The 13,646-nt window shown below is 57.2% G+C and carries 11 protein-coding genes; all 11 read left to right on the top strand.

The features are described 5' to 3' along the window. Positions 1-37 precede the first annotated feature (37 nt). A complete protein-coding gene (locus PHP98_05480) occupies positions 38-1,165 on the top strand; it encodes a uroporphyrinogen decarboxylase family protein (GenBank protein ID MDD5483085.1) in 1,128 nt (375 codons plus the stop codon). A 222-nt stretch (positions 1,166-1,387) separates the two neighbouring features. After that, a complete protein-coding gene (gene nusA, locus PHP98_05475) occupies positions 1,388-2,641 on the top strand; it encodes a transcription termination factor NusA (GenBank protein MDD5483084.1) in 1,254 nt (417 codons plus the stop codon). A 107-nt stretch (positions 2,642-2,748) separates the two neighbouring features. Beyond that, on the top strand, positions 2,749-4,929 hold the full coding sequence (gene infB / locus PHP98_05470; protein ID MDD5483083.1) for a translation initiation factor IF-2: 2,181 nt from the start codon (positions 2,749-2,751) through the stop codon (positions 4,927-4,929). A 73-nt stretch (positions 4,930-5,002) separates the two neighbouring features. Beyond that, on the top strand, positions 5,003-5,353 hold the full coding sequence (gene rbfA / locus PHP98_05465) for a 30S ribosome-binding factor RbfA (GenBank protein ID MDD5483082.1): 351 nt from the start codon (positions 5,003-5,005) through the stop codon (positions 5,351-5,353). A gap of 88 nt (positions 5,354-5,441) precedes the next feature. Further along, entirely contained in the window at positions 5,442-6,194 is a 753-nt protein-coding gene (gene truB, locus PHP98_05460) for a tRNA pseudouridine(55) synthase TruB (protein MDD5483081.1), read from the top strand. Between the two features lie 43 nt (positions 6,195-6,237). After that, positions 6,238-7,185, top strand: coding sequence for a riboflavin biosynthesis protein RibF (ribF, locus tag PHP98_05455; GenBank protein MDD5483080.1), 948 nt, complete (start codon positions 6,238-6,240; stop codon positions 7,183-7,185). A 63-nt stretch (positions 7,186-7,248) separates the two neighbouring features. After that, positions 7,249-7,512: a 30S ribosomal protein S15 gene (gene rpsO, locus PHP98_05450; protein MDD5483079.1), complete on the top strand. Its 264-nt coding sequence runs from the start codon at positions 7,249-7,251 to the stop codon at positions 7,510-7,512. A 140-nt stretch (positions 7,513-7,652) separates the two neighbouring features. Continuing rightward, positions 7,653-9,785: a polyribonucleotide nucleotidyltransferase gene (locus tag PHP98_05445; protein ID MDD5483078.1), complete on the top strand. Its 2,133-nt coding sequence runs from the start codon at positions 7,653-7,655 to the stop codon at positions 9,783-9,785. A gap of 112 nt (positions 9,786-9,897) precedes the next feature. After that, positions 9,898-10,329 carry an HIT family protein gene (locus tag PHP98_05440; protein MDD5483077.1) on the top strand — a complete coding sequence of 144 codons (432 nt, stop codon included), beginning with the start codon at positions 9,898-9,900 and terminating at the stop codon, positions 10,327-10,329. A gap of 109 nt (positions 10,330-10,438) precedes the next feature. Beyond that, a complete protein-coding gene (locus tag PHP98_05435) occupies positions 10,439-10,873 on the top strand; it encodes a hypothetical protein (GenBank protein ID MDD5483076.1) in 435 nt (144 codons plus the stop codon). Between the two features lie 32 nt (positions 10,874-10,905). Beyond that, entirely contained in the window at positions 10,906-13,587 is a 2,682-nt protein-coding gene (locus PHP98_05430; GenBank protein ID MDD5483075.1) for a pitrilysin family protein, read from the top strand. The last annotated feature ends 59 nt before the right edge of the window (positions 13,588-13,646 follow it).

Genomic DNA, 13,646 nt, shown 5'->3' with positions numbered 1-13,646 from the left:
AGCGGCCGGCAACTCGCGCACCGGGCAACAATCGTAAATGACAACCGACAGCATATATCGCGAAAGGTTCGCAAATACCCTGCGGCACAAGGGCGTGGACCGTTGCCCCATAGATCTCGGCGGCACTCCCCAAACAACCATTACCGCGCCCGGCTTGCATGAAAAATTGAAATCACTTCTCGGATGCGCCGGCGCGGAACATGGAAATCCGGATGAACGCCTGCTCGCTCGTTTTGACGTTGATTTCCGCCGGGTTGGCGCAATGCTTGAATTTGAGACGGGCCGGGAAAGACGTATTTCCGCGACAGAATATTCCGATCATTTTGGAATTCACCGCGTTTTCAGCGGAAAATACTGGGAAACATCCGCGGGACCGCTGGAAAACGCCGCCATTGAACAGGTCAACGCGTATAAATTCCCGCGCCTTGATCAGTTGACGACCGATCTTGAAGCTCTGGAACAAAGGGCTCGCTGTTTGCATGAAAAAACGCCCTATGTGGTTGTTGCCGAACATCCCGTCAACGGAGTGCTGGAACTGGCTTGCCGGCTGTGCGGCTATGAACATATCATGTGCATGCTCGCGGCGGACCCGGAATTTATCAGCGTTCTCTTCGGGAAAATACTGGCGTTTCAAAAAGAAGCCTCCGGAGCCTACTATTCCAGGCTGGGGCGGTATATTCATATGACCACCAGCGGGGACGATTTCGGCACCCAGAAGGGGTTGTTCATGTCGCCCGCCATGTTTCGGGAATTTATAAAACCCTGCATGAAACAGCGGTTTGCGCACATAAAAGAGTTTACAGATGCGGCGCAACAGCACCATTCCTGCGGAAACATATTCCAAATAATCCCCGATCTTATTGAGGCCGGCGTGGAAGTGCTCAATCCCATTCAGCCGGTCGCCGGCATGGAACCGCAAAGATTAAAGTCTGAATTCGGCCGAAAACTTACTTTTCACGGCGGGTTGGACACGCAGGCGCTCCTTCCATCCGGCAATCATGCAAAAATCAGGGAAGGCGTCAACAAACTGATCCGGGCAATGCATCCCAAAACAGACGGCGGCTTCATTTTTGCGCCGGCGCATAATTTTCAGGAAGATGTTTCCGCCTCTTCGGCGATTGCGATGTATGACGCCGCGCTGGAGTATTTTGGCGGGCATCTTTAGCCCCGCTTTCGCGCTTAAGAACTGCCCGGCGCGCCGGATTCAAGGCATCGAGCGCGCCGGCCGCCTCGCTTCCAACGCGCTTTTCCCGGCAAAACAAAACGCCGCCGCCATTTCCCTCACAACATGCGGGAGAAAACCATTGACTGTTTCCGCGCAAACCCGTATAGTTACTTTTTTTGGAGAATAAATTCCCAAAGAACCAGCGCCGAATGAAGGTGTGTCATGGCTGTAAACGATCTTTTGACCGTAATAGAAAACATGGAAAAAGAGCGCGGCATAAGCCGCGAGTCCCTCGTCCAGATGGTTGAGGCGGCGCTCCTTTCCGCCTCCCGCAAAAGCGTCGGCCCGGCCAATGACCTGCGCATTGAAATTGACCGCAAGACTTTAAACATCAAAGCCTACGCCAAGGTGGAAGTCGCCGAACGCGTCCTCTCGCGCCACACCCAGATTTCGCTGGCCGAGGCCCGCAAATACAAGCGCGACGCCAAAACGGGCGACATCATTGAAATTGAAGTTCCCGCCCGCGAGTTCGGCCGCATTGCCGCCCAGACCGCCAAACAGGCCATTATTCAGAAAATCAGGCACGCCGAAAAAGAAATTGTCGTCAAGGAATACAAGAACCGCGAAGGAGATATTATCAACGGCACGATCGTGCGGCTGGACCACGGCGACGTGATCATTGATCTGGGCCGGGTGGAGGCGATCATGCCCGCCCGCGAGCGCGTCCCCACCGAGGAATACCAGGTCGGCGACCGGATCCGCGCCTATGTCTTGAGCGTGCAGGATCATACTTCCGGCCACCATATCGTGCTCTCGCGCAGCCATCCCGACTTCGTCCGGCGCCTCTTTACCCTGGAAATATCGGAACTGGCCGATAAGACAATAGAAATCAAGGGCATCGCGCGCGAAGCCGGTTACCGGACAAAAATAGCCGTCTGCAGCAATGATGAAAAAGTTGACCCGGTCGGGGCCTGCGTCGGCATGCGCGGCATGCGCGTAAAAAATATCGTGCGCGAACTGCTCGGGGAAAAAATAGATATCGTCCGCTGGAACGCCGATTTGAAAACTTACGTAACCAACGCCTTGAACCCGGCCAAACTGAACAAGATCATCGTGGATGAGAAAGAGAATAAGATCACGATCGTGGTTGACGCCGAGCAGTTGTCGCTGGCCATCGGCAAAAGGGGGCAAAACGCGCGCCTGACATCAAAACTGCTCGGGTGGAAAATTGACATTGAAAAAGACAAGGAAGACACAAGTTTCCAGGAAAAAGTGGCCATGGCGGTTGACAAACTGACCCGCCTGCTCGGGATTGAAAAAGACCAGGCGGAAAAGCTTGTCCACGCCGGTTTCCTGACGGTTGAGGGCATCGCCGAGGCCGACATTGCCGACCTGCAGGAACAGGCCGGGCTGGACGCCGACAGCGCCAAATCCATAAAGGATTCCGTCTCCGCCGACGCCAAACAAAAGGATTAGCCTGCGGAAATCCTGGCAAAGTGAAAACCGCCGCGCGTGGTCAGCTGTAAGTTTTGGATGGCGGCCCGGCCGCGCCAGAGCTGTGAACCGTCTGAAATTAACATTATATGCGTATTTACGATTTAGCCAGAGAACTGAACGTCGCCAACAAGGAGCTGATGGCCGCCCTCCAGTCAATCGGAGTCGCCTTCAAGAGCCATTCCAGTTCAATTGACGAAGAAGCCGTCGCAAAAGTCAGAAATATTTTCGCAAAAAAAACACCGGCGCCGGATGCGGAAAGCGCGCGCCGCCCCGCCCCGGCCAAAACAAGCCAAAACCCGCCCGCTCCGCAGACTGCCACCCCTGCGCAAAAACCGGCGGATCTGGTTGAAGATAAATCCCGGCCGCGGCCCGGACCGGACAGGGCCGCCCAACCTCCCGCTTCAAAGGCGGAAACAGCGGGCGCAATCCCCCCCTCCGAAAAAACCGCCCTAAAACCGGCCCCGCCCAAAAAACCGGCGGCAAGCGCAAAAAGCAGGACGCTTGTTTTTCACGGCCCCATCATCGTGCGCGATCTGGCGGAGCGGATGGACATGAAGCCCAACCAGCTGATTGCCGAATTAATGATGATGAGCATCCTGGCCGCCATCAACGAGCGGCTGGAAATAAAAATCGCCCAGCAGATTGCTGAAAAACACGGTTTTACCATAGAGCTTGAAAAAAAGCCGGTTGAAACGAAACCCCTGTCGGGCCAATTGTTCCTGGACCAGGAAGATGAAGCGGACCGGACGGAAGACCTGGAAAGCAGGCCGCCGGTGGTTACTTTTCTGGGGCACATTGACCACGGCAAAACCTCCCTGCTTGACCGCATCCGCAACGCGGCCGTCGCCAAAGGCGAAGCGGGCGGCATAACCCAGCACGTGGGCGCTTATACGGCCGAACATCAGGGCAAAAAAATCACCTTTCTTGATACGCCGGGCCATGCCGCTTTCACCGCCATGCGGGCGCGCGGCGCGAACATGACCGATATTGCCGTGATTGTGATTGCCGCCGATGACGGCGTCATGCCCCAGACCGAAGAAGCCATCAAACACGCCCAGGCCGCCAAGACCACGATCATGGTGGCCATCAATAAAATTGATCTGCCCGGCGCCAACACCGATAAAGTCAAGCGGCAACTGCAGGCCATCGGCCTGGCGCCGGAAGAATGGGGCGGAGACATCATCTGCGTTGAGGTCAGCGCCCTGACCGGAAGGAATATTGACCGCCTGCTGGAAATGATTATTCTGCAGTCCGAAATCCTGGAACTCAAGGCCAATCCGCGCGCCAGAGCGCGCGGGTTCGTGATTGAAGCCCGGATGGAACCGGGAATGGGCCCCACCGCCAACCTCCTCGTGTCCCGCGGCACGTTGAGCGTCGGCGACATAATCCTCTGCGGTCCTTACTGGGGACGCGTCAAGGCCCTGATCAACGATCACGGGATCAAGGTGCGCAAGGCCGTTCCCGCCACACCGATCAAGTGCATGGGGCTCTCCGGGGTTCCCAAGGCCGGCGAGCCTTTCCAGGTGATGCCGAACGATAAAATGGCGCGCGAGATCGCCGAGCAGCGCAGCACGGAAATACGCGGCCTGCAGACGGCGCCCCAGAAAAAAATCTCGCTGGAAACCGTTTTTTCGGCCATGGCGGCCAACCAGCGGCTTGAGCTGCGCCTGATCCTCAAGTGCGATACGCAGGGCTCGCTTGAGGCGATCCAGAAAATGCTGGCCGAAATAAAAAGCGATAAAGTCTCGCTGGCCGTCATTCTCGCCGCGGTCGGCAACATCAATGAAAACGACGTCATGCTCGCCAGCGCTTCAAACGCGATTGTTTTCGGCTTCAATGTCAGCAAGGAGGAGGGAGTGGCCCGCGCCGAAAAGGACGAGGGCGTTGAAATCCGCCTCTACGGGGTGATTTACGACATTTTTGACCAGATCAAGGAAGCCATGAGCGGCATGTTGCAGCCCGAAACAAAAGAAAAATACGTCGGCCGGGCGGAGGTGCGCCAGGTGTTTGAAATCAGCCGGAAGGGACAGGTCGCCGGCTGCCTTATTGCCGACGGCAAGGTCGGCGCGCGCTGCCGAGCGCGGGTAAAACGCGGCGGCGACGTTCTCTACGAGGGCGCCATTTTCAGCCTGAAACGTTTCCAGGACCAGGTAAACGAGGTGCGCGCGGGCCAGGAGTGCGGCATGCGGCTTGAAAATTTCAAGGATTTCCAGACCGGCGATACCATTGAATTTTTTGAGCTGGAAAAAGTCCCCCAGACATTGTAAGAAAGGCACAAAGTAAAAAAAGCAATCCTTCTGAAACTTTGCGCCTTCTGCCTATGTGCCTTCCAAAAAGATCATGAGTGTTGACCGCATCACCAGATTGAACGAACTCTTGAAGCGGGAGCTGGCCGACGCGTTGTTCCGCGTCATGCAGAATGAGCGCTTTGACGTTTCCTCGGCAACCATTACCCGCGTGCTTCTCGGCCGCGACCTGCGCGAGGCGCGCGTTTACGTCTCCATCCGCAACCATGAGGATGAAAGACGCGGCATGCTTTCCGCGTTGCAGCGCCGCCGGGTTGAGTTTCAGCGGCTGATCAACCGCGACCTGGTGTTGAAATACACGCCCCGCCTGAGTTTTGAGCTGGATACTTCGCTGGAGGAAGGCGACCGCGTTCTTGATATTTTGAACAAACTGGATAAGGAATGAATAAGAAAGAAGCCGGGAGCCTGAATTCGTCAGTCCGCAAGAAGAATTACCGTCTTGCGGCTGTTACCTGCGGCTTATGGATGCTGCCATGACAAATACATTCGGAACAAAACAAACTCCCGCCCCGGGGGAACCGTCGCTTGACGGAGTGCTCCTGGTTGACAAACCGGCCGGCCCCACTTCGCACGACATCGTGGACAAGATCCGGCGCCATTTCCGCCTGGCCAAGGTCGGACACGCCGGCACCCTTGACCCGCAGGCCACGGGCATGCTGGTAATTATGATCGGCCGCGCCACCAAACTGGCCAGCCGCCTGATGGCCGCCGACAAGATCTACGAAGGCACCATCCGCCTCGGGATAGCCACCGACACCCAGGACGCCGACGGCAAAATAGTGCGCGAGGCCGACCCCGGCGGGATAACCGAAGAAATGCTTCTGGCTGAAATGAAAAAACTTACCGGCGATATCCTGCAGACCCCGCCCATGGTTTCGGCCGCCAAAAAAGACGGCGTGCCGCTCTATAAGCTTGCGCGGCAGGGAAAAACGGTTGAACGCAATCCGAAGCTGGTCAGAATCCACGAATTCACCCTCCGTTCGTTCAATCCGCCGCGGGCCGAATTTTTTCTGCATTGTTCAAAGGGCGTTTACGCCCGCACCCTGTGCGCGGATATCGGCGAGGCGCTCAAATGCGGCGCCCACCTCGCGAGTTTGCGCCGGAAAGCGAACGGCGCCTTTGACATCCAGCACGCCTATTCCATGGAGCGGCTCATGGCCATGGACCGCCGGCAGCTGGCGCAGATCATGATCCCCATGAATAAAGTCATCAATTACATGCCGTAACCGCCGCCGCGTGAACAAACCGGGCCAGCCCGCAAAAACATGTATGAAACTCTGCCGCAGTCTTTCCGCCTTGCGCCGCTCAAAAAAAAACATCCGCCTGGCCGCCGGTTTTTTTGACGGCGTCCACCGCGGCCATCAGGCCGTTATCCGGCGCGTGATCCGGAAAGCGCGCGCGCGCGGCGAAACGCCGTGGATAATGACCTTTGATGTTCATCCGCTCAAACTGCTCCAGCCGCTGGCGGCGCCGCCGCTCTTAACCTCAACCGAACATAGAATCCGCCTGCTGGGGTCGTACGGAATCCGGAATTGCGTTATCCTGCCGTTCACGCGCCGCATGGCCGCAATAAAACCGGAGAATTTTATCCGGCGCCTGGTCCGGAACGCTCCCAGGCTGCGGGGCATCGCCGTCGGCAGCAACTGGACTTTCGGCAAAAGCGGGGCCGGCACGCCGGAACTGCTCAAAAAACTCGGCGCGCTCCACGATTTTGAGGTGGACGTTGTCCGCCCCGTCCGCCTCCAGCACACCGCGATTTCCAGCACGCGGATCCGGCGCGCGGTGGCGGAAGGGAAAATAGAAGAAGCCGCCGGCATGCTCGGCAGACATTTCAGCGTGGCCGGCACGGTTGTTACCGGCCGCGGCATCGGCCGCCGCCTGGGCGCGCCGACCGCCAACGTCGCCATTCACAACGAGGTTATCCCGCCCGACGGCGTCTACGCCGTCCGCGCGGCGGTCAACGGGCGGATTTACGGCGGGGCGGCGAACATAGGCGTCCGGCCGACTTTTTCACACGGCAAAGGCGCTAAGGCAAAAAGCCGGAAAACCCTTGAGGTGCATTTGTTCGGCAATCCCCCCGCCCTCCCGGGCCGCACCCTGGAAGTTTTTTTCGTCAAAAAAATCCGCGCGGAACGGCGCTTCGCGGGACCGGAAGCTTTGCGGCGGCAGATCGCCGGGGACATAAAAAAAGCCTTGAAAATACTGGCGACAAAATAATAAAAAAGTTGCTTTACAAATCAGGCGGCTTCTTTATAATGCCCGCTACCAATTAACAAAGAAATGGAAAATAAAAGCAAAAGCGAAATAAAGAAGGCTTTCCAATGTCATGAAAAGGACAGCGGCTCGGCCGGCGTCCAGGCGGCCCTGCTTTCCCATCGGATTGACAGATTGACCGAACACCTGAAAGCCAACAAGCATGACCACAACTCGCGTTACGGCCTCATCAAGATGGTAAGCACCCGCCGCAAACTTCTTGATTATCTGGCGCGAACGGATCAAGCGCGTTACCAGAATGTCATTCAGCGCCTGAAACTGCGCCGCTGATGTTAAAACAAACGGGCTGAAATTGGAAAACGGCGCGGAAATTGATTTCCGGCCGGATTCAAATTCCATGAACGCCCATATATAAACCGCGCCCTTCCGCCATAAAGCGGGTCCGTTCGGGCGTAAAAACACATAAACCTATGAAAAACACTGTTTTTGTTGAAACCGAAATAGGCGGCAAACGCCTGAAAATTGAAACCGGTCTTCTGGCCGGCCAGGCCGGCGGCGCGGTAACCGTCCAGTTGGACGAAACCATTCTCTTTTCCGCCGCAACCGCCGCCGCCGAGCCGAAGGAAGGCATTGATTATTTCCCGCTCCAGGTTGAATACCGCGAAAAGTACTACGCCGCCGGAAAATTTCCCGGCGGATTTTTCAAGCGCGAAGCGCGCCCGTCCGAAAAGGAAATTCTTACCTCGCGTTTCACCGACCGCCCGATCAGACCGCTCTTCCAGAAGGGCTTCAACAGGGAGGTCCAAATCAACAACATGCTTCTTTCCGCCGACGGGCAGAACGATCCCGATATCCTGAGCATCGTGGCCGCCAGCGCCGCCCTGGTCATTTCCGACCTGCCTTTTTACGGCCCGATCGGAGCCGTGCGCGTCGGACGCGTTGACGGAAAACTGGTATTCAACCCCACCAATGACGAACGCCAGAAAAGCGACCTGGATCTGATCTACGCGGGGCTGGCCGAACAGCCCGTGATGATAGAGGGCGACGCGCGGGAAATTTCCGAAAAGGATTTTTTCCAGGCCATGCAGGCGGCGCACGCGGAAGTAAAAAAACTGATTGATATCCAGCTTGAACTGCGGCGCAAACTCGGCCGGCCGGATAAAGCCATCGCGCCGGACGACGGCGCCGGCCAGTCCGCAATCAACAACCTGCTGGAAACAGCGCGGAACGCCGGCGGAGACAGCCTCCTGGAGGCCCTTACCGCGCTTGACAGGAAGGAACGCGCATCCCGCCTCAAGCAGGCCAAGGAAACGTTAAAAAACAGCCTGCTGGAAAAATTTCCGGAAATGACCGATGAGCAATTCCGCGCCATGCTGGAAGAACTCAGCACAGAGCTGGTCCATAAGCTCGTGCTTGAAAAACAACGCCGGCTCGACGGCAGGAACTTTGATGAAATCCGGCCGCTGGCCGGCGACGTCGCCCTGCTGCCCCGGGCGCACGGCTCGGCCCTCTTCAGCCGCGGCGAAACACAGTCCCTGGCAACCGTCACGCTCGGCAGTCAGCAGGACAGCCAGGAGCTGGACGCGATCACCGGCGGAGCGCCGGAAAAGAAATTCATGGTGCATTACAATTTCCCGCCTTACAGCACCGGCGAAGTCGGCCGGCTGGGTTTCACCGGCCGGCGCGAAATCGGACACGGCGCGCTGGCGGAACGCTCGCTGGAACAGATGATGCCCTCCGATTACGGCTATACGGTCCGGCTGGTATCGGACATCATGAGCTCCAACGGCTCAACTTCAATGGCCAGTGTCTGCGCGGGCGCGCTGGCCCTGATGGACGCTGGCGTCCCCCTGAAAAAGCCGGTGGCCGGCATATCCATCGGCCTGTTTTCGGCGGAAAACAAATCCGTGCTGGTAACCGATATCATCGGCGCCGAGGACCATTACGGCGAAATGGACTTCAAAGTCGCCGGCACGCGCGACGGCATCACCGGCTTTCAGGTTGACCTGAAAAGGCGGGGACTGCCCTGGCCGCTGGTGGAAGAGGCGCTTGAAAAGGCGCGCGCGGCCAGGATGAAAATCCTTGATTTCATGGCTTCCGTCATCGCCGAACCCCGCAAGGATTTGTCGCCTTACGCGCCCCGCGTGCACGAGGTCAAAATCAATCCCGAAAAGATCGGCGGCCTGATCGGGCCGGGCGGAAAGAACATCCGCCGCATAACCGACTTGACCGGAGCGCAGATTGACATTGACGACGACGGCACCATCCATATTTTCACCAATAACGGCGATGCGCTGGAGATGGCAATCAGGGAAATCAGCCTGGTGACGGCCGAGCCGGAAGTCGGCATTATTTATAACGGCACGGTAACGGGCATCAAGGAGTTCGGCGCTTTCGTTGAAATTTTCCCCGGCACGGACGGCCTGGTGCACATCAGCGAGCTGGCGGATTTCCGCGTGGGCCGGGTTGAGGATATATGCAAGCTGGGCGACCAGATGTGGGTCAAATGCATCGGAATTGACGACCGGGGCAAGATCAGGCTCAGCCGCCGGGAGGCGATGAAGGAAAAAGGCCTGCCGGATCCGGCCGCGCAGAAAAAATAATTTTTTACCGCAGAGACGCAGAGCGCGCAGAGAAAAATCAATTTATATTTCTGACCTTTTCAGTTTTTCTCTCCGCGTCCTCCGCGCCTCCAGCGGAGCGGGCGGTGAAACCATGGAAAATTGCGTGTTCTGTAAAATAATCCGCGGCGAATTGCCTTGTTCCAGGGTCTACGAAGACGACGAAGCGATCGCCTTCATGGATATCGGACCGATCGTCAAGGGACATATCCTCGTTGTCCCTAAAAGCCACTACGCCCATTTGCTGGAAACGCCCCCTGATGTTCTGAAACACCTGATCGTAACCGCGCAAAAAATCGCCGGCGCCCAGAAACGCGCCTTGCGCGCCGACGGCATCAACATCATGCAGTCCAACTGCCAGGCGGCCGGGCAGGTCGTGAACCACATCCATTTCCACGTCATCCCCCGCTTCAACGCCGACGGCCATCACTGGAACTGGAAACCGCGGCCCTACGCGGACAACAAGGAAATGCAGGCATTGGCCGAGAAGATCGGCGCGGAACTGAAGGCACATAGTAAAAATTAAGAATGAATACAAGAGAAATAGCATTCGGCAATTTCATCCATTTGCGTCTTTTTGTCTTTGCTCTTCCTTTGTGCCTTCTGCCCATGTGCCTTTGCGCCTGGTTTCAACCATGAAAAAAATCGGTTTCAGCGAAGCGGTATTTCAGATTTTCCAGGAAGACAAGCGCTACCACGCCGAGGCTTATTTTTTTGTCCGCGAAGCGCTTGACTTCGCATCCAAAATTGTTAAAAAGCCGGACAGGGGGCCGCAAAAACACCTTGTCGCCGCCGAATTGCTGGAAGGCATCCGCCAGTACGCCCTCCGGGAATACGGCCCCATGGCCATAACGGTGCTGGATTTCTGGGGCATCCGGCGATGCTCCGATTTCGGCCAAATCGTGTTCAACCTGGTCAATAAAAACATTCTCCGCAGGACGGAAGGCGACTCCATTCACGACTTTGACAACGGCTATGATTTTGAAACCGTGTTTTGCGCGCCTTATCAACCGGCCTGCAAACGCAAGGCGGCCAAAGCGCAACAGAGTCTTCGCCGCCCGCTGCGCTAGAGGCGCGGAGATCAGGAGAAAGATGTTTTTGAATGTTCAGAAAAAAACAAAAAGTGATTTACCTCTGCGATCTCTGCGCCTCTGCGGTAAAAAAAAGCTTTGCTCTTTTTGCTTTCGGAATAATTTTGCTTTCGCCGTGCCTTTCAGCAAAAGCCGATGGCAATCCAGTTAATCAGCGGATTGAACGACTCTCCGCCGGCGTCCGGCGCCACCAGCTGGATAACGGCCTGGCGTGCATAATCAAGGAGGATTTTTCCGCCCCCCTGGTATCAATTCAAATCTGGGTCGGCGCCGGTTCGGCCCAGGAAGGCGACTTGCTCGGCGGCGGCCTTTCCCACCTGATTGAACATATGATTTTCAAGGGCACCGCCAGGCGCAAACCCGCGGATATTTCCCGGGAAATTGACGACGCCGGCGGAACAATCAATGCCTATACTTCCATTGACCGGACGGTTTTCTGGGTCGTCATGCCTTCTGAAAGCTGGCGGACCGGACTGGACGTGCTGGCCGACGCCGTCTTGAACGCATCTTTCCCGGAAAATGAATGGCGGCGCGAAAAGGAAGTCGTCCGGCGCGAAATGGCCATGGGCAACGACGACCCCGGCCGGGCGCTTTCAAAGCTTTTATTTCAAACCGCCTACCACGCGCATCCTTACCGTTTTCCGGTAATCGGCCTGGAGCCCGTATTCAACACCCTGACCCGCGACGATCTGGTTGCGTTTTTCCGGCGCCATTATACCCCCGACAACATGATTGTTGCCGTCGCGGGAAACATCGCGGCGGACGAGGTCCGCGCCGAGATTGAAAATCTTTTTTCCGGAGCCGGGCGGCGCACGCGGCCGCCGGCCGCTCAGGGCGCGGAGCCCATCCAGGCCGGCCAGCGCACGGCCCGTAAAACCGGAAAATACAACATTGCCCGCCTGGCTTGCGCCTGGCATACGGTCAACCTGAGCCATCCCGACGCCCCCGCGCTGGACGTCCTCGCGGTAATTGCCGGCGGGGGGAAAAGCTCGCGGCTGGAACGGCAAATCAAGGAAAACAAAAAAATTGCCTTTAATATCGCGGCCTGGTCGTGGACGCCGAAGGATCCCGGGCTTTTCGGAATTAACGCCGATTTTGATCCGGCCAAGGAGGAGGAACTTCTCAAGGCCATTGAGGAGGAAGTCGCCGGCTGGCGGGCCAACACCTTCACCGCAGCCGAAGTGGAAAAGGCGCGTAATAAAATCGCCGCCGATACCTTCCTGGCATTCCAGACAGTCGGCGGCCAGGCCGATACTTTCGCCTCGGGCGAGTTCTACGCCGGCACGCCGCTTTATTTTGACATTTATCTCAAGCGCCTGGACGCGGTAACCCCGGCCGCGCTGAAGGAGGCGGCCGGCAAATATCTCGTTGAAAACAACCGGACCATTGCCGTTCTGTCGCCCGTTATTACAAATGCCGCCGCGGAAAAAAGCGAAACGGAAATTAAGGCGGAAATAAATATTGTTAAAAAAACATTTCCAAACGGCCTGACATTCCTGGCGCGGGAAGACAACCGCCTGCCTTTCGTCCATATCTGCGCCGCATCGTTGGGGGGACTGCTCCTGGAAAACGAACAAAACAGCGGCATCACCTGCCTGACGGCGGAAATGCTGACGCGCGGAACCGCGCTCCGTTCCCGGGACCAGATCTCCGCCGCCGCGGAAAACACGGGCGGGGCGCTCGCCCCCTTTTCCGGCATGAACGCCTGCGGCCTGCAGGCGCGCTGTTTCGCCAAAGATGTTGAGCTTTTCATGGATATTCTTGCGGATTGTTTTCTCCGGCCGGATTTTCCGGACGCGGAAATTAACAAATGCAAGGCGGTCCAGATTGCCGGGATTGAACAACAGCGCGAATCGCCCATGTTCCTGGCGCAGGAGGCCATGCGCCGGGCGCTCTTCGCGGGGCACCCTTACCGCCTGAACGCGGAGGGAACGCCGGAAAGCGTCACGGCCCTTGCCCGCGAAGATTTGCGCGGCCTGCACAAAATAATCGCCGCGGGCGGCAACACCGTCATTGCCGTTTTCGGCGATATATCCGCGGAGAAAGCGGAAAAACTGGCGGAAAAATATTTCGGCGAAATGCCCGCCGGCCCGCGGCAGGACCGGCCGACGCCGGGCGACGTTGCAACCGGAACGCGTTCCGGTAAAAAAATTGATCTGGCCGCGCCGCGCGAACAGACAATCATACTGGCCGGCCTGCCCGGCCTTGCCCTGGTTGACGGACGTATGGATGCGCTTAACATCATCCTGCAGGCCTTAAACGGGCTTTCTTCCGACCTGATGATCAGGGTGCGCGATCAAAAAGGACTGGCTTATTACACGGGCGCGTATCAACGGGCGGGACTGGCCGGCGGCCTCATGGCGGTTTATTCCGGCACGCGCGTTGAAGAGGCCGAAAGAGTGCGCGCAATGATTGCAACGGAAATCAACCGGATCGGCGAAAAGGGAATCCGCGCCGGGGAATTTGAGCGCGCCCGGCTGCAGATCGTTATGAAAGGACGCCAAAAACAACAGGACAACGGCGCCCTCGCGCGGGAGTGCGCGCTTAACGAGCTTTACGGACTGGGATACAACCACGGAATTGAAACCGAAAAACGGCTCGCGGAACTGACTCCGGCCGACGTGCGCAAAACGGCGGCGGAAATTCTATGCGCGGAGAAGATGGTTGTAGTAACGGTGAAACCGGAAAAGTGATTAAAGTTCACGGTTCACGGTTCACAGTTGGAAGATTATGAAGATTGAACGGTTTGAAG

This window comes from Kiritimatiellia bacterium (assembly GCA_028715905.1).
Taxonomy (GTDB): domain Bacteria; phylum Verrucomicrobiota; class Kiritimatiellia; order JAAZAB01; family JAAZAB01; genus JAQUQV01.
This window is presented reverse-complemented; position numbering and strand designations above follow the sequence as displayed.